Here is a 16,831-nt window from a genome sequence, read left to right on the forward strand (position 1 = left end):
AGGGTGAGGTCTGTATTAAACAACTAAAACCGTTATAGAAATAGTAGCAGAATAGAAATGGTAAAAATTTTGTTATTTGCTGTCACAGGATGGCTGGGATGCGTGGCAGGTATTGCAGTTTCTATTCATCCTGCTTTTGCTCAGTTAACTCCCGATAATAGCCTGGGAAAGGAGCGATCGCAAGTCATTCCTATTAATCAAAATAATGACCGAATTCAGGGCGGTGCATCTCGTGGCACTAACCTATTTCACAGTTTTCAAGATTTTAACGTTGGCGAAGGTAGAGGTGTTTATTTCGCCAATCCGCAAGGAATAACAAATATCTTTTCTCGCGTTACTGGCGGAAACTCATCGAATATTTTCGGGAATTTGGGGGTATCAGGTAATGCAAATTTGTTTTTGCTAAATCCCAATGGGATTGTATTTGGGAAAAATGCCCAGTTAAATATCCAGGGTTCTTTTTTGGGGACGACAGCAAATAGTTTAGTCTTTGCCAATGGCGTAGAGTTTAGCGCCACAAATCCCCAAGCGCCGCCCTTGTTGGCTATCAATGTACCAATTGGCTTGCAGTTTGGTTCGCAACCAGGAGGCATTACTAGCCAAGCAGTGATTCGGAATTCTCAGGGAAATGCTGTTGATGGTTTGAGTGTTGGCAATGGTAGCACCTTAGCATTGATCGGCGGTGAAATCACCTTGGATGGTAGTGTTTTGTTTACTCAAAATGGACAAGTGAAACTGGGAGCAGTAGGGGGAAATACAACCATTGGACTGAATCTCAATGGCTCGTCATTGGGTTTTAAGTTCCCAGAAAATTTTGGACGCGCACCCATCAGGTTAACGAATGATAGCTTCCTCGTTGCAAGTGGCAATAGTTCACTTGAACTATTTGGTGGAAAAATTGGGCTAAACAGTTCCAATCTTTTCGGTAACAATGGCGGCTCCATTGTTGTTGATGCTAATCAATTTAGTTTGGATAACAACTCTGGAATTCTGAGCGCTACTTCTAGTGCAGCCAAGGGTGGTGATATTCAAATTCAAGCCAGCGATGCAGTAACTCTCACTAACAACTCTGGAATTCAGAGTAGTACTTCTGGTGCAGCCAAGGGTGGTGATATTCAAATTCAAGCCAGCGATGCAGTAACTCTCACTAACAGCAGTCGGATTTTTTCTAACAGCAGAGCCTCTGCTACGGGTGCGGGTGGTGATGTTACTATCAATGCCGGGAAAATCACAATTACCGGAGATGGAATAGCAGAAAATAGCGGTATTCTCTCTGCATTGAGTTTTGGTCAAGGCAGTGGAGGGAACCTGACTTTAAATGCTACGGACTCGGTTAATATCAATGGTGGCTTTGTCTCTGTTGGGTCTGGAGGTGCAGGTAATGCAGGAAACTTGACTGTGCGATCAACAGATGCCGTCAATATCACTGATAAAGGCTCTTTAAGACTCGGAAGCTTAAGTTCAGGTTCAACAGGTAATCTGCGGATTGAAACAGGCACTTTGCGACTTCAAAATAATTTATTAGGGGAGGGAGTAACAGCAACTGGATCTGGTGGTGGAAATGTCGGTTCTATTTTCATTCAGGCTCGGAATGCCGTTGAGGTGACTAAAAGTAATATATCTACAGGTATTGCTCCATTTGGAAGTACAACTCAAGCAACAGCAGGGGATATTACCATTGAAACCCAGCGACTCAATCTCAAAGATGCGGGTTATATCAGTACAGATACTTCTAGCAGTGCAAATGCAGCTAACATTTTTATTAAAGCTAGTGAATACGTAGAGATTAGCGGTTTCTCTAGCAATGTATCAAGTAGTACATCTTCTGGCTCAGGAAATGCAGGTAATGTAGCGATTGAAACACCGCGAGTCACTGTCAGTCAAGGAGGAAATATAAGGAGCACATCCACTAGAAGCAGTGGTAATGCCGGGAATATTACTATCCGCGCCAAAGATGTAGAATTGGATGGGTTTATTTTCGTACCTAAAGAACAGTTGTTGGCTAGACTAAGTCAAGCTGATGCGGAAGAATTTTTGTCTGAGCCTCTAACACAAGAAATTCTGTCTCGGTTCGGGGGTTTTTATGAGATGAGTAACTTATCCTCGAATGTTACTGGAAGTAATACCGATGTCCGAGGTGGCACAATAACTATTGACACGGAAAGGTTGCGATTGAGTAATGGTGGAAATATATCAACCTCAGTATTACTGGGGCAAGGACAAGGGGGTAATTTGGTGGTTCATGCCACTGATTCTATTGATATTAGTGGGGTTGGTGGAGAAGGATTAAATGGTTCAGCACCATCAGGTTTATTTGCCGAATTACAAACGCGAGGAATTGGTTCTGGGGGAAGCATTGACGTTATAACAGGACGCTTAAACCTCAGCAATAACGGACAAATTTCTGCCTCTACATTCGGTCAAGGTAATGCGGGAAATATTGGGATTAATGCTAATCTTATTGATTTACGTGGAAGTAGCAGTGTCAGAACTCAGGTTGACAGTGAAGCTAAGGGTAACGCAGGCAATATCAGCATCAAAACTCAACTATTAAATGTACAAGAAGAATCCCAAATATCATCGGGAACTCAGGGAAATGGAAACGCGGGTAATTTAACGGTAAAAGCTGATAACATTATCCTGACTGGTTCTGCAACTGGCTTACTATCATCAGTTGACGAAGGGGCTAATGGTAAAGGTGGTGATATAGATATTGCTACCAATCGCCTTAGTGTACGTGATGATGCTGAAATTGTCTCCGGCAGCCTCGGTACGGGTGACGCTGGAAATATCAGAATTAAGGCTAATTTTCTGGAAGTTCTTGGTAAAGGTAGTGCGATCGCTTCTTTGACAAATGCAGGTAATGGTGGTAATATCACTCTCGATATAGCTGATTTATTATTTTTGCGTAGTGGCGGTTTAATTTCAACCACCGCAGGTAGAAGCCAAGCTGGTGGCAATGGCGGTAACATCAACATCAACTCTAAATTCATCGTCGCCATCCCCGAAGAAAACAGCGATATCAGCGCCAATGCATACACTGGTTCCGGTGGAAGAGTGCAAATCAACTCACAAGGTATTTTCGGTATTGAGTCGCGTCCAAAACTAACCGAGAAAAGCGATATCACAGCAAGTTCTCAATTAGGTATATCAGGTATAACCAATATTAACGCGCCCGATACCACTTCTATTCAAAACAGCTTCAGTGGAGCATTTCCAAATGTCATCGACACTAATGCACTCATCGCTAATAGTTGCGTTGCACACAGTTCTAAACAAAAAGGTACATTCTTCATCACTGGTTCCGGTGGTTTACGTAATAGTCCAGGAGATGGATTAATTTCCAGCTATTCGACTGGTGAAGTGCGTAATGTTGAACCAACATCGCAGACTTGGAAAAAAGGCGATGCAATAGTTGAACCACAAGGGCTTTATCGACTTGCTGATGGCCGCTTGGTACTCAGTCGAGAATGTCAGTGAAGCAATTTTTAGATGAAAGGGCGGTTAAAAGCCACATTTTATAGAAGCGGAGTTGTTTCACCAAGACATAACGCATGACAACTTGTAGAGACGGCGATTTATCGCGTCTTTCTAACCGTCAAAATGAATTTGACAGACTATTACTGATAAAATATGCAAAATGCGACAACTTTACCCAGCGATCGAGCCTTACTTAGAAGGTAGTTTACAAGTTTCCGACCTTCATACTATCCATTTTGAAGAGTCAGGAAACCCCCAAGGTCAACCCATCGTTTTGCTGCATGGGGGCCCTGGTGGTGGATGTCCAGCTTTTTATCGGCAATATTTCCACCCAGAAAAATGGCGGTTAGTCATGTTTGACCAGCGCGGTTGTGGTCAAAGTACGCCCCATGCAGAATTACGAGACAACACCACTTGGGATTTAGTCAGTGATATCGAAAAACTGCGCCAACATTTAGGTATAGAAAAGTGGGCGGTCTTCGGTGGTAGTTGGGGTAGCACTTTATCATTAGCCTACAGTCAAACCCATCCCTCTCGATGCACAGCATTAATTCTGCGCGGTATTTTCATGCTGAGACAAAAAGAGTTGCGCTGGTTCTACCAAGAGGGTGCTAGCTATATTTTTCCTGATGCTTGGGAAGAATATCTTAAACCAATTCCCATAGATGAACGTGATGATTTAATCGCAGCATATTACAAACGCTTGACCAATCCAGATTTAGAAATTCAATTAACAGCAGCGCGTGCTTGGTCAATTTGGGAAGGTAGTACCAGTAGACTGTTCTTAGATCCAGAACTTATGCAAAAGTTTGGCGAGAGTGAATTTGCTTCAGCTTTCGCACGTATTGAATGCCATTACTTTATGAATAAGGGATTTTTGGAAACAGAAGATCAATTACTCTTAAATGTAGATCGCATCCGCCATATTCCGGCTGTAATTGTTCAGGGACGCTATGATGTAGTTTGCCCAATGATATCAGCTTGGGAATTACATCGGGCTTGGCCAGAAGCGGAATTTATAGTGGTTCCTGATGCTGGACATTCGATGAGTGAACCAGGAATTTGCAATGCTTTGATTGAGGCAACAGATAATATTTAATTCGGTTGAATATTTAGATTTCTATAGTATTTCCCAATCATATAAAGTACATGATAGCCCCCTCCTCGCTTGCGGGGAGGGGGTTGGGGGTGGGGTTCTTGTACCTCACTCAATCCAATCAGGCCCTTTGAAGAAACTTCCATCTTCTCTAAAGGTTTGATACACCAAAACACCTTCTCCGAGAGGAGGGAAATTTTTGGCTCCTCTGAAATCAGTTTTTATGAATTTGGCAGTACCACCAATCGCCGCCCTGTAGAGGTTAGCCCCATCAAATATAGCAGCAGTAAAGATAGCATCATTCAGATTGGCATTGGAGAAGTCAGTCCCTATGCAATCAGCACCACTTAAGTCAACTCCTCGCAGATTGGCATAACTAAGATTGGCATTAGTAAGGTTAACACAAAGCATTTTGGCTCCACTCAAGTTGGCATGGCTCAGGTTGGAGCCACTCAAATCAACACCTATCAAATCGGCTTCGCTCAAGTCAATTTCCTGTAAATCTTCTCCATCCAGCCCGGACGAACTGATTCTAATCCCAGCAAAGTCTCTCTCGCCAGCTGCGTATTTCTTAAGCAACTTTCGACGATTAATAAACTTTCTTTCATCTTCCATAATTTACTTCTTGCATCTTCCAATACATATAATGACAGGGATACTGATAACGTTATCAACAGATGGTACATGAACAGCAACACTAACTCTTGTAAATTTGGAAACTTACAATGTATATGAAGCATCAGTGTAAGTAGTTCACTACAAAAAAAGAAGATATGCGAATTCTAATTGTGGAAAGCAGTATGTTGTTGCTCCTAACTGCGATGACAACTGGCTGTCTCGGTTCTTCTTCTGTTACAAAACAGCCGCAAGCCTTACCAATAATCACTGAGCAGCCGACGAAAGAAGCTGTGTTGACCTCAACACCTACACCGACTGCAAAACCTATAGAGCATTCTACCCCTGAAGCCACTACTGCCAGAAATCCGACGCGCTGTGAAACTAGTCAATTGTCAGTGCGCCGAGTCTCCGAAGATGCTGGCGTTGGGAATGTTGCACTTACCTACGCCTTTACCAATAACGTCTCATCCCCTTGCACCCTCTACGGTTATCCGGGATTGGCACTACTGGATGCAAAAGATCAACCTTTGCAGGGGATTAAAGTTATTCGCTCCCAGGATACTTACTTTTCGAGTAAGCAACCTCATCAACAAGTAACTCTAGCTCCTGGAAAACAAGCCTCATTTCAGATAGCTTACAACCACATTAGTTCTCCAGATCAAAACTGCCCAATGTCTAGTAAAATTCAAATCACACCTCCTAATGCTTACCAGCACTTTACCCTCACAGAACAAATCAAGCCTTGTACAGGCAAAGTTAGAGTGACTCCAGTCCGAGCCGTTAACACTCAACCCTAGTAAATTTCTGTAATTTACTCAAATACCCAGAAAAAGCATAAATTTAATCAAAGCCTCTGATAAGTTCAAGATTGTACTAATCAAAAAGGTTAAAAAATTCTATGGAAGGAATTGATGTTGCCGATCAAGACGGCAGAGTAGATTGGACAGCAGTAAAAAACTCTGGTAAAACTTTTGCGTTTGTTAAAGCCACAGAAGGAGTAAGCATTAAAGATTCTGCTTTTGCTCATCACTGGCAGACCATGAAAGCTGTTGGTCTGATTCGGGGTGCTTATCATTTCTTTCACCCCCATACATCCGACCCGGTTCAGCAAGCAAAGGAATTCTTAAAAACTTTGGGCAAATTAGAACCGGGAGACTTACCACCTGTCATAGATGTAGAGGTAACTGATAAAGTAAATAGCCAAGCTGTAATTAATGCAGCGAAGTTGTGGTTAGCAGAGGTGGAAAAAGCCCTTTTACAACAAACAAAAAAACCAATCAAACCAATTATTTATACTTACCCCAATTTCTGGAAAGAAGAACTTGGTAATCCATCTGATTTTGCTAGTTATCCGTTATGGATTGCCCACTACGGAACTAGGAACCCAACTATTCCTGGTGCTTGGCAGGGACAATACTTAATCCATCAATATGAAGGTGATATATCTGGTGTAACTGGTGTTAGTGGTCGAGCCGATTTGAATAGATTTAATGGATTGCAGCTAGGAGATTCTGGGCTAAGAGTAAAACAATTACAACAGCAATTAAAAGATATTGGATTATATACTGATGCCATCGATGGGCGTTTTTCTGAGTCAGTTAAGAATGCAATTGTTAGTTTCCAAACATCTAAGAAATTGCAGGCTGATGGAATTGTCGGTATAAAAACTTGGGTAGCTTTATTATGGATTTAAGTGAGTGGGCGTGAATAAACAAAGGTTTATAGTAAGGTTTGGAGCTTTGACTACAAACCTTTTATTAGTTTTGTATTGTATAATATAGGTTAATTTTTTTTGTCCACTACTTAACATCGTAATGAACAAAATTGAGATTTTACCTGGAAAAAACCTTTAAGGATTCGTTTGAGTGAATTAAACTTAACCCGCCTGATAGCTTTATTTACTTCTACCCACTGCCGTTTTCTTTTACTTGCTTCGGGATAATCTTCACTCAGCATATCGACTGATAGTAAATACATCTTGACGCAGTAAATTTTGCCTTGTTTGCGGTACTTGTAAGTTCCCAGTTCATTTGCATCTACTTGCCCAATTATCCCTGCTTCTTCCCACGCCTCTTTTGCTGCTGAAGCAGGTGGACTCATGCCATTAGGAATATCTCCTTTGGGAATCACCCAGTGTTGAAAGTCACGGGTTGAAATTAGCAATATTTCAACTTTACCATTGTTCACTCTGTAAGGAATTACCCCAGACTGTTTCAACACTTTGCTGGCTTTTCGACTCATGTAATTTACATCCTGTACTGACTAGCTTTTTTGTACAATGCTTACTTCAGAAAGTCTAGAGCTGATACCGGATAAATTTTGGTTAATCTTAAGTTATGAAAAGGTTAAAAACAGATTTTTACTTATAAGAGTTAATTATTCAAAAAATTTCCAGCATCAATGTTTGAGCGGGTGATGATGATTTTAATTCCGCAGTTACGCTATTATTATCAGACTGGTTTTATCTTGAAGAGTCAGACTCCTATTCGTCAGCTGTATCCATAAAAGTTGTGGGTAGTCTGGGCAGCAATGTTGTTCAACTAACTGTAATAACTGTTCCCGCACTCTCGTTAGCTAATCTATCCACTGCACACACGGCATAGCTTCCCGCTTGTTGGACGGTAGCGAAGGTTGTGCCAGCAGACAAAATTCGCTGAATTGTCCAAGTATCGCCACTCAGCCGATAAAGTGTCCAGGAACGAACTGGCTGATTATCTCCAGGCTGCCAACTCAGTTTGCGGTTATTGACTTGTAATCCAATGGGTGGAGGTGGTGGTGTTGTATCCTGCCAAGGCAAAGTTGGCGGTAGCGCAGGTTTGTTATACAGCAGACTTTGGAATTTATCAGCAATGCCCTGACTATTTTCTGTTAAAACACTGAGATTAAAGAAGATATTCCCCAGTGATAACTGTGCAGCTTGGCTACGACTAACTATCACCTGCTTTTCAATCTCATCACTCTCCCGACTCTTGTTGCTTGGTTCTGTCAGATTATTACCAGCGTAAACGTGTCTTTGTTTTGTGTTTACCTGCGTCCACCACTTTAGCAACGCTGAATAACTTTGTTGTGCTTGGTCTGTGCGCCAGTAAAGTTGAGGAGCGATATAATCAATCCAGCCTTCTTCTAACCATTTCTTTGAGTCGGCATAGAGTACGTTGTAAGCATCCAATCCAGTAATACCAGCGGGTTGTCCGGGGCGATAAATGCCAAAAGGACTAATACCAAATTTAACGTCGGGTTTGGTTGTTTTAATCCCTTGCCAAAGCCGCTGTACCATTTTGTTAACATTGTCTCGTCGCCAATCGTTAAGGCTGAGTGTACCACCAGCTGCTTTATATGCAGCGTAGGTTTTATCATCGGGGAAAGGTTGTCCCTCGATGGGATATGGATAGAAATAATCATCTAAGTGAATGCCATCAACATCGTAGCGCTTCACTACATCAAGAATTACGTTATACGCCCTATCCTGAACTATTTTTAGTCCTGGGTCCATCCAGCGTTGAGTTTTCCACAAATAAACGCTTTCTGGATTGGTAGCTGCGATGTGGGGACGGACTGTTTTAGCTGGGTCGGTGGAAGTGCTAGCACGGTAAGGGTTGAACCAAGCATGGAGTTCAATATTGCGCTTGTGACATTCTGCGATCGCAAACGCTAAAGGATCGTAAAATGGTTCTGGTGCTTTCCCCTGAGTTCCTGTAATCCAAGCACTCCAAGGCTCTAATTGAGATTCATACAAAGCGTCTCCCTCTGGTCGCACCTGGAAAATCAGAGCATTGAAGTTTAGCGCTTGTAATTTAGTAATAATCTCGGTAAGTTCTGCTTTTTGTTGAGCAACAGAAAGTCCCGGTTTGGAAGGCCAATCACCATTCCACACAGATACTACCCATGCCCCCCGGAATTCCCGGCTATGATTTACCCTAACACTACCTATAGGTGTTGGCGTTGGAGTTGGTATTGGAATTGGTGTCGGAGTTGGAGTTGGAATTGGAGTTGGTGCTGGAATTGGTGTCGGCGTTAATATTGGCGGCTGTACTAGGTAACTAGAGGCAATTTTTTCTGCCTGACCTAAATACACCAGGGCTTGATAAATAATCACTGCCACATCTGCACGAGTGGCTGCGAGATTAGGATTGAGTAATTTAATATTTGGAAAACTAACCACCAATCCAGCACTGGTGGCAATAGCTACGTGATTTCTACCATATTCAGGAATCTGAACAGAATCCTGATAAATTTGTGAGAGTTTTGAGAGGAGGTCAGGTTTTATCTTGGTAGCAATTTCTAAGCCTGCTACCAAGGAAACTAAGACTTCTACTCTAGTAATTCGGTTAGCAAAACGGAAAGTTTTATCAGGAAACCCGCTAATAAATGCTTTTTCGTAAGCTGTTTTGATGGCTGCTGCTGCCCAATAATTCGTGGGTACATCAACAAAGGAAACATACTGCCGCTTCTTGGAAACTGTCCCAAATGCGTTAGCGATAATAGCGGCAAATTCAGCACGGGTAAGTGAATTATCGGGGCGATAAGTGCCATTAGGCAACCCACTGACAATACCGCGTTGGGCTAAGGCTGTAATAAATGAGCGTGCCCAATGGTTTTGAATATCCGAGAAGGGAGTAGCAATAGATACCATTGTTAATTGCAGCTAGCTGGCCTTGATTTTGATTTCTGCAAGCCGCACACTCATCACTAAAAGTCACGAGTTAGGCGCTCCATATTTCCATGTTTAGAATAGTATATGGTTGCAGATTATGGTAAAATAATTATAGCAAAATATAAAAATAAAAATGCAAAAAGCGTTTAAAGTTACACTCATTCCTAACCACAACCAAGAAGTCTTAATTAATAAGAGTATTGGTTGTGCAAGGTTTGTATATAACCACTTTCTTGCATTAAAACAAGAGTTCTATCAGGCTGAACAAAAAACATTAACCTACAACGCTTGTAGCCAAAAATTAACTCTCCTAAAAAAAGAGATTGGATGGCTCAAAGATGTAGATAAGTTTGCCTTACAAAACTCACTCAAGAATTTAGAGGCAGCGTACAAAAACTTTTTTGCTGACTTGAAGAAAGTCAAAGGCAAGAAAAGCGTAGGCTTTCCGAAATTCAAAAAAAAGCATATCTCCAAACAGTCTTACAAAACTAACCTGACTAACAAAAACATTCAGGTAACAGAGAATCGTTTAAAGCTTCCCAAGCTAGGATGGGTAAAGTTTTATAAGTCTCAGGACATTACTGGTCATGTTGTAAACGTTACCGTAACTCGCACTTCTTCTGGTAAATATATTGCTAGTATTCTGTGCAAAGCAGAGATAGAAAAATATCCCCAAGTAACGCAAAGTATTGGGCTAGACCTCGGAATCAAATCTTATCTCGTTACTAGCAATAATGAAACGGTAGATAATCCTAAATATTATAGAACTCAAAAAAGGAAGCTAGGCAAGGCACATAAAGAACTATCCCGTAGTGTAAAAGGTAGTAATAATCGGGTCAAAGCGAAAATCAAGCTGGCTCGTACCTATCAAAGAATTACTAATCTTAGAGATGACTTTTTGCACAAACTTTCAACCCGTCTCATCAAAGAAAACAGCATTATCTGTATCGAGGATTTACGAGTTGCTAATATGGTAAAGAACCACAAATTAGCTTTGAGTATTTCAGACGCTAGTTGGTCGAAATTCGTTACAATGCTCGAATATAAAGCTAACTGGCATGACAGAATTTTGCAGAAAGTTGACACTTTTTACCCCTCGTCTCAGACTTGTAAATGTTGTGGTTTTATTAACCCATTAGTTAAAGATTTAAAGCTGCGTGAATGGTCTTGTCCTATCTGTGGTAATTACAACTTGAGAGACCTGAATGCAAGTTTAAATATTCTGAGTGAGGGGTTGAGAATTTTAACAGCGAAAAGCGGGGGTATTAATACTGCTGGGGTATCCCCAGCAGCAAAGAGACTTTTCAAGACAGCAGCCGTCGGTGCGCCGGATGCTCTAAACGCCTGTGGAGAACTTGTAAGACCTGGAGTAATTCAGGCTCGGATCGTTGAAGCAGGAATCGCGTGACTTTTAGTCATGGGAGGTTCAATTCCTTTGTTAATTTAGCAATTTTGTTGGCGTAGGCATAGCCAGGAGTAGGCATTGCTGCTGCAATGTCTTGTAAACTTTTTTGGTATTGCGGATTGGGGATTAGGCATTTAGAAAACCTTTCCCTATTCTCTATTTAAGGTAGTTCTCCACTTAAGGTAGAACGCCCATTCAACGCCAGCATTACGCGTGAAATGCCGCTAAAAATAATGCTGACACCAACTAATGTCCCAATTAGCCAAGGCGCATTGAAGGGCCACTGGAACCAAATCATTGCACCTAACACGAGGGTAATAATGCCATTAGTTAATATCCACGTCCAGTTTTGTTGTGGACGCAACTTGAATGCCAGAATTAACTCGAATGTGCCTTCAGTCAACAAAAATGTGCCAAGTAACAGAGTCAGTGTCAAAACGCCCGTATAAGGGTAAACAAACAGCATGATGCCGGTAGCAATATAAAGCCCGCTCAAAAGGAGTTTCCAAAGAAAACCTCCTGCTTCGCGGGTTTGCGTTGCATAAACTAGTTTTGTAAATCCGGCGAAAATCAAAATCCCTGCAATCCAAGTTTCGGCGAATATGGTGGTGAAGTTAGGCGCTGCGATCGCAATAACCCCTAAAATACTCAAGAGAACACCTGTTATCAGTGACCCATTCACATTCTTGTTAGTATCTCTAGAAATATCGGTTGTCATAAAAATCCTTTTCCTATTCTTAGACTAAACTCTACATTTAGGTTAGGGAATTTCTAAGTAACAGGGTATGAACCCTAAGATAGACTCTTCAGTATTAACTTAATCCTAATAGTGACTAAAATTTATCACTCTTGAGACACTAAACAAATCATCTCGTGACAAATCTCTTGTCTGTAAGTAATCCTTATAAAAGTTCTGCAAGACTGCTAAGGCGTTCATAAACAGAGATGAGACGATCTCCTTCAAGTTCAACAGAAGTATTTGGATAATTTTGAATGGCTCCAAGTAGTGTAACTTCACCATTTTGTTGAATAGATGTACTTAAAGCGCTTCGCAATGCCTCCTGATTTAGTTCTCCTGCTGGAGGGTGAACTACCTCACCAATTTGGTTAACTAAAATTGGCCCTGCCCAACTAGACAGTAAGCTATTTAAAAAGGCAGCATCAGCTTTTATTGGTGCTTTCAGTGCCTTACGAGCTACTGCGGGATCTTGTTGCGCCGCCTGTAAATAAGCTCTTAATGTTGGAGTAGTCTTGCCAGTTTCAGTAAACTGACTTAATTCTTCAACCGATATTTGCCCCTGAAAAGTACCATACTTTAAAACAACTTGCTCGGCAGCATTAGCATTAGTAGTTGAAAATAGAACGATAGCACCTAAGCCTAAAGCTACTGTCTGAGTGAGTAACTTACTAAATTTTTTATTGTTTAATCGACTGAAAAGTTGAGAAATCTGCATTTTCTTAAACTTGATAATGGTATGGAGCAGATATAGACAAACAATGCCTATATCGTTAGTATTAAACCTTTTCATTAGGCGAAGCCGCATGAGGTAGTATTGATTTATCTTCGTCTAAAGTTGGTGCAGGTACGCCCAAATGCTTGCTTGCAGTTTCTTCAGCAAGCTTTCGGTCTTGTTCGTTCTCAAACTGATTCTCATCTAACAAATGAGGATTTTTTGCTGCTTCGTCTCGGCTTGGTCGATAACCATTTTTCCACCTGTACTTCCAGTCCATAATTTAAAAGGCAGATATCCTGCAATTTTATTTCCTAGTTGTTTATAGTAGACGCTAAATGGAAAGTGATACTCCTGCTATGGGTTGAAGAGGCTCATTCATAGGGTATAATTTTAACATTTTAGGGTAAAACTACTTTGCACAGTAAATTTTAATACTTTAATACGCAAATAACAAGTTATGAGTGGCGATCGCAAATGTAATAACTATTGTCATGACGATCTACGATCGCTACTGGTGTTATATAAAATTTTACAGTTGCAGGATTTGTTTGATTTTATATTTTCATTCAAAAATAGATATGATAAATATTATTTTAGATATTTCCCAAACACATAATCAGACAATTATGCTTAAAGAACAGATTACACAAGAACTAGAAAAATTACCTGAACCTCTGTTACAGGAAATTTTAGATTTTGTTCAGTTCTTACAAGCAAAGTACCAAAAAGATAAAATTTTAGAAATCACCATTATGAGTGAATCATCACTGCGAAAAGATTGGTTAAGACCAGAGGAAGATACAGCATGGCAGGATTTGTAAAAGGAGATATTGTTATTGTTCAGTTTCCCTTTTCAGACTTAACTTAGACCTGCTTTAGTTATTGCTACACTTCAGGGGAATGACCTGATTCTTTGCCAAATTACTAGCCAATCAGTTAGTGATATCTATGCTATTGAACTGAATAATAGTAATTTTAGTTACGGTCGATTAAATCAGCCAAGTAATATCAGACCAAATCAAATTTTTACTGCCGATTAACAAATTATCTTATATCAAGCAGGTCAAATAAAATCTGAGAAATTAACAGAGGTGATTAATAAATTTATTGAAATTATACAGTACTCAAGGCTGTAGTTCTATCGATTATTTGATTAAGTTGGACTAGTGTCAGATGGTTCGGTAACTGGCGGTTGCGTGACAGTTCTACATGGATTTGGTGCATCTGATTGTAAAACAATGCCAAAACGGTTGATTTGGGAGGAGTTTAGCAATACAGTAGCTGGCAAAAGTTTTGAATTTGGTGGAACTGAGGTAGTTACATCTGGGTTATTAGTATTAGCTGGAGTTTGTGTACTTTTATTAGCACAGACTCGCATAGACACCAAAAAACTCCTAGAAGCAGGATTGGGATTTGATTTTTTCTCAATAACTTCTAAAAAAGTCCTACGGGGGAGTGATTGGTTGTTTCCCAAGGAGATGTCATTATTGGTTTTAATTACCCAACCAGGAGAAAGATTAGCTAGCGATCGCGGTGAAGGTGTCGCTTCGATGGTAGGATTTTGAGTTTGTAATGGATTGGAAAAAATTGGAGAAGCCCCTGATGGCGATCGCAGTTGCTTGACGAACAATCCTAAAAAACCTGCTGCTAGCACAAATATTAATGGAACTATCCAATATAAGGGTAATTTAGGAGTTTTGACTGGCTTAGTTTCTGGAATTACCTGAGTTACTCGCCTTGATAAAAACTGAGTCGGGAATTCATCTGCTTTTACCTCTTCCAAAAACGTATCGGCATCTATATTAATTGAATATGATTGGGCTACTGATGGTTCATAAGTATTTGACTGCTGAATTTGAGGCTGATTTGTGTTTCTTTGTTGAACAACTTTTTCTTCAATTCGCGCTACTTCTTCATCCCTAATTTCCAAAACGTGCTGATATCGCCTTAACTCTTCACGAATCTCTTCCGTGAATGGGTACTGATGCTCAATTGCTTGAGTTATTACTTGTTCATACTGCTGCAATTTTTGTTGATAAGCCTCTCTCTCTGTTGTAATTCGGGCTGTAATTGGGTGAATATCTTCAGCTTTTAGACCTAAGAGTTGCTGCTGTTGCCACAGTTGGTTATGGTTTGTTTCGCTCAAAGGATATTCCTGCTGCACTGCTCTGATAAATGCCTGCTCAAACTGCTGTAACTTTTGTCGATATGCCTCCATATCTGCTGTCAGGCTATTTTCAATTGCAGCTAAATCCTCATTCTTAAGTCGCCATTCCTGCTGCATCTGTTGCAATTGATGGCGAGTAGGTTGACTTAGGGGATACTCTTGTCGCATTGCTTTAGCTAACGACTGCCTGTACTGTTGAAGGTGTCGCTTATATGCTTCAATTCTTGCTTTAACCTGCGCCTCAATTGGCATTGTATCCTCATTCCTCAGCCCCAAAATTTGCTGAAGATTCTGTCTTAGTGCATTAAGATCATCTTCACTTAGGGCTACTGTCTGCTGAAGTGCTTCAGTAAAGTCTTGCTCATATTGCTGTAACTTTTGTCTAAATTCCTGACGAGCAACTGCTAACATCTCATCTTCAATTGTAGTTGCTTCCATTTCGGATAGTCCCAAGCGGCTTCTGAGCGCATCCAAAATCTTGCGACCTACAAAAGAAACATCGCCACGGTTACTGTATCGTGCCACTTCTTTACGATACTTCTGTTTAGGATCACCTTGCGGAACTTTTGTAAGTCGAATCTTAAAGCCCTCTCTACTTGTGTAGATTTCTGGCCTCATCGTCGGCTGTATTTCTCTAACCTTCCTACTGGCATAATCATGCAACTCGTCGATTGAGACAACGCCATCTTCATCTAGGTCTGCCGCCCCAGTTGTGATTCCTTCAATCAAATAACGGGTATAAATTGAGAGGTCTGATCCCTGTTGTTCAAAAGAATATTGAGTTGAACTGGATGAAGTGAGAACAGCTCGCCCCTCTCCTCCTAATTGCTCACGGATATTTACAGTACCGTCGTCTTTGGCTGATAAACCTTCAGCAAAAGCACCACTAAAGCAACTATCCAAAATGACAACTTGCCGCTTAGAACGGCTACGGCTCATGCTTTCATGGACAACACTGGCTGCTACTGCCGATGAGCGAATTAAATCACCTCTGGGAGTTTTGCGTGTGGTGCGGGTTGCTAAAAACAGTCTGCCAGTGTCATCCTTAATGCCATGACCAGAGAAAAAGAGAACTAACAGATCATCTTTTTGACGATGGGCAAATAAATTTTCGATAGCTTCTTCCATATCTTGACGCTGGGGATTTTTTAGCACCATAATATCTGTCTCAGTAAAGCCGCCCATTTCTGGATGTAACAGCACTTGCTGCATCGCTTCAACATCTTTTACAGCACCTGGTAGCGGGTTCAACCCCGGCTCATACTCACTAACTCCAATCAGCAACGCCACCTTAACCATTTGAAATACTCTATCCTGCTACAAATTTCTGTGCTGCCTCAATTGCTGCTTCTAACTCTTGCCGACTGCTGGCTTTGACTTTCAGTTTCTTGCCATTGGCCTCAATTTCTAGTTCAATGGTTTTGTTGCCAAGGCGATCGCCTAAAAATCCCATCAGTGCTTTAATATTCTTGGCATTCACCTGGGCTGTTAGCCAACCCACAGCCAGTCCTGTAAGTGACTTACTTCCTGCTGGCGCTTCTGCTTCACGGAAAAGACTAGCATCTTCCACTTCATCCAGTTGCAGCATCTGTTGCAATAGTCTCTGCGTTTCGTCTTGCAGTTCATCGTCATCTAAATCAGGCTCTTGCAAGGCGATGGTAATCTGGACGTTGGATGTACTCGCCATTCTTACACCTCTAATTGTGGTTAATGCTTAAATTATCACAAGTATCTTATACAATCCAATTAGTGATAATTCCAGTCTAGATTGTCATAAATATAAATTTTGACAAGATGTATAGCGTGCTATGAATATGAAGAGTACTGTAAAGTAAAAATAGATACTCTTGCTTACCACATTTACCTTGTTAATTTAGCAATACCAGAGCGATCGCTACTGCTGTGTCATATTATAAAATTTTACAGTTGCAGAATATCTAAGCGTCAGCTTTGTAGC

The 16,831-nt window shown here is 41.0% G+C and carries 14 protein-coding genes; 6 read left to right on the plus strand and 8 right to left on the minus strand.

Annotated features, from left to right (window positions below; genetic code table 11):
• The first annotated feature begins 57 nt into the window (after positions 1-57).
• On the plus strand, positions 58-3,480 hold the full coding sequence (locus tag CDG76_RS19395) for a two-partner secretion domain-containing protein (RefSeq protein WP_094350587.1): 3,423 nt from the start codon (positions 58-60) through the stop codon (positions 3,478-3,480).
• Between the two features lie 160 nt (positions 3,481-3,640).
• The gene (gene pip, locus CDG76_RS19400) at positions 3,641-4,579 is read left to right on the plus strand and encodes a prolyl aminopeptidase (RefSeq protein ID WP_094350588.1); all 939 of its coding nucleotides are present in this window, start codon (positions 3,641-3,643) and stop codon (positions 4,577-4,579) included.
• Between the two features lie 105 nt (positions 4,580-4,684).
• Here pip and CDG76_RS19405 read toward each other — a convergent pair whose 3' ends face one another.
• A complete protein-coding gene (locus CDG76_RS19405; RefSeq protein ID WP_094350589.1) occupies positions 4,685-5,191 on the minus strand; it encodes a pentapeptide repeat-containing protein in 507 nt (168 codons plus the stop codon).
• A 158-nt stretch (positions 5,192-5,349) separates the two neighbouring features.
• Here CDG76_RS19405 and CDG76_RS19410 point away from each other — a divergent pair, with 158 nt between their 5' ends.
• Both CDG76_RS19410 and CDG76_RS19415 read left to right on the plus strand, forming a co-directional pair.
• The gene (locus tag CDG76_RS19410) at positions 5,350-5,991 is read left to right on the plus strand and encodes a DUF4232 domain-containing protein (RefSeq protein WP_094350590.1); all 642 of its coding nucleotides are present in this window, start codon (positions 5,350-5,352) and stop codon (positions 5,989-5,991) included.
• 101 nt (positions 5,992-6,092) lie between these two features.
• Positions 6,093-6,887, plus strand: coding sequence for a GH25 family lysozyme (locus tag CDG76_RS19415; RefSeq protein WP_094350591.1), 795 nt, complete (start codon positions 6,093-6,095; stop codon positions 6,885-6,887).
• Positions 6,888-6,997: 110 nt separating this feature from the next.
• Here the strand turns inward: CDG76_RS19415 and CDG76_RS19420 are convergent, their stop codons facing one another.
• Entirely contained in the window at positions 6,998-7,435 is a 438-nt protein-coding gene (locus tag CDG76_RS19420; RefSeq protein ID WP_094350592.1) for an NUDIX hydrolase, read from the minus strand.
• Between the two features lie 295 nt (positions 7,436-7,730).
• Positions 7,731-9,827, minus strand: a complete 2,097-nt coding sequence (locus CDG76_RS19425; RefSeq protein ID WP_094350593.1) for a glycoside hydrolase family 10 protein — start codon at positions 9,825-9,827, stop codon at positions 7,731-7,733.
• 154 nt (positions 9,828-9,981) lie between these two features.
• Here CDG76_RS19425 and tnpB point away from each other — a divergent pair, with 154 nt between their 5' ends.
• Positions 9,982-11,256: an IS200/IS605 family element RNA-guided endonuclease TnpB gene (gene tnpB, locus CDG76_RS19430; protein WP_094350594.1), complete on the plus strand. Its 1,275-nt coding sequence runs from the start codon at positions 9,982-9,984 to the stop codon at positions 11,254-11,256.
• 157 nt (positions 11,257-11,413) lie between these two features.
• Here the strand turns inward: tnpB and CDG76_RS19435 are convergent, their stop codons facing one another.
• The 3 genes from CDG76_RS19435 to CDG76_RS19445 form a co-directional block, all read right to left on the minus strand.
• On the minus strand, positions 11,414-11,971 hold the full coding sequence (locus CDG76_RS19435) for an HdeD family acid-resistance protein (protein WP_094350595.1): 558 nt from the start codon (positions 11,969-11,971) through the stop codon (positions 11,414-11,416).
• Between the two features lie 184 nt (positions 11,972-12,155).
• Positions 12,156-12,707 (minus strand): alpha/beta hydrolase, encoded by a 552-nt coding sequence (locus CDG76_RS19440; protein ID WP_094350596.1) that lies wholly within the window; start codon positions 12,705-12,707, stop codon positions 12,156-12,158.
• 61 nt (positions 12,708-12,768) lie between these two features.
• Positions 12,769-12,984 carry a bromodomain-containing protein gene (locus CDG76_RS19445; RefSeq protein WP_094350597.1) on the minus strand — a complete coding sequence of 72 codons (216 nt, stop codon included), beginning with the start codon at positions 12,982-12,984 and terminating at the stop codon, positions 12,769-12,771.
• Between the two features lie 349 nt (positions 12,985-13,333).
• Here CDG76_RS19445 and CDG76_RS19450 point away from each other — a divergent pair, with 349 nt between their 5' ends.
• Positions 13,334-13,528 (plus strand): DUF2281 domain-containing protein, encoded by a 195-nt coding sequence (locus CDG76_RS19450; RefSeq protein WP_223265295.1) that lies wholly within the window; start codon positions 13,334-13,336, stop codon positions 13,526-13,528.
• Between the two features lie 332 nt (positions 13,529-13,860).
• On the opposite strand, the gene CDG76_RS38470 is transcribed toward CDG76_RS19450, so the two are convergent.
• Both CDG76_RS38470 and CDG76_RS19465 read right to left on the minus strand, forming a co-directional pair.
• Complete coding sequence (locus CDG76_RS38470) at positions 13,861-16,173, minus strand: caspase family protein (protein ID WP_223265296.1); 2,313 nt, start codon at positions 16,171-16,173, stop codon at positions 13,861-13,863.
• A gap of 10 nt (positions 16,174-16,183) precedes the next feature.
• The gene (locus CDG76_RS19465) at positions 16,184-16,561 is read right to left on the minus strand and encodes a hypothetical protein (RefSeq protein WP_094350598.1); all 378 of its coding nucleotides are present in this window, start codon (positions 16,559-16,561) and stop codon (positions 16,184-16,186) included.
• Between the last annotated feature and the right edge of the window lie 270 nt (positions 16,562-16,831).

It is taken from the genome of Nostoc sp. 'Peltigera membranacea cyanobiont' 210A (genome assembly GCF_002246015.1).
GTDB lineage: Bacteria > Cyanobacteriota > Cyanobacteriia > Cyanobacteriales > Nostocaceae > Nostoc.

Coding starts and splice junctions, on each gene's coding strand:
- CDG76_RS19415 (WP_094350591.1), top strand. CDS start 6,093: ATGGAAGGAATTGATGTTGCCGATCAAGACGGCAGAGTAGATTGGACA.
- CDG76_RS19425 (WP_094350593.1), bottom strand. CDS start 9,827: ATGGTATCTATTGCTACTCCCTTCTCGGATATTCAAAACCATTGGGCA.
- pip (WP_094350588.1), top strand. CDS start 3,641: ATGCGACAACTTTACCCAGCGATCGAGCCTTACTTAGAAGGTAGTTTA.
- CDG76_RS19420 (WP_094350592.1), bottom strand. CDS start 7,435: ATGAGTCGAAAAGCCAGCAAAGTGTTGAAACAGTCTGGGGTAATTCCT.
- CDG76_RS19410 (WP_094350590.1), top strand. CDS start 5,350: ATGCGAATTCTAATTGTGGAAAGCAGTATGTTGTTGCTCCTAACTGCG.
- CDG76_RS19445 (WP_094350597.1), bottom strand. CDS start 12,984: ATGGACTGGAAGTACAGGTGGAAAAATGGTTATCGACCAAGCCGAGAC.
- tnpB (WP_094350594.1), top strand. CDS start 9,982: ATGCAAAAAGCGTTTAAAGTTACACTCATTCCTAACCACAACCAAGAA.
- CDG76_RS19395 (WP_094350587.1), top strand. CDS start 58: ATGGTAAAAATTTTGTTATTTGCTGTCACAGGATGGCTGGGATGCGTG.
- CDG76_RS19465 (WP_094350598.1), bottom strand. CDS start 16,561: ATGGCGAGTACATCCAACGTCCAGATTACCATCGCCTTGCAAGAGCCT.
- CDG76_RS19405 (WP_094350589.1), bottom strand. CDS start 5,191: ATGGAAGATGAAAGAAAGTTTATTAATCGTCGAAAGTTGCTTAAGAAA.
- CDG76_RS19435 (WP_094350595.1), bottom strand. CDS start 11,971: ATGACAACCGATATTTCTAGAGATACTAACAAGAATGTGAATGGGTCA.
- CDG76_RS19440 (WP_094350596.1), bottom strand. CDS start 12,707: ATGCAGATTTCTCAACTTTTCAGTCGATTAAACAATAAAAAATTTAGT.
- CDG76_RS19450 (WP_223265295.1), top strand. CDS start 13,334: ATGCTTAAAGAACAGATTACACAAGAACTAGAAAAATTACCTGAACCT.
- CDG76_RS38470 (WP_223265296.1), bottom strand. CDS start 16,173: ATGGTTAAGGTGGCGTTGCTGATTGGAGTTAGTGAGTATGAGCCGGGG.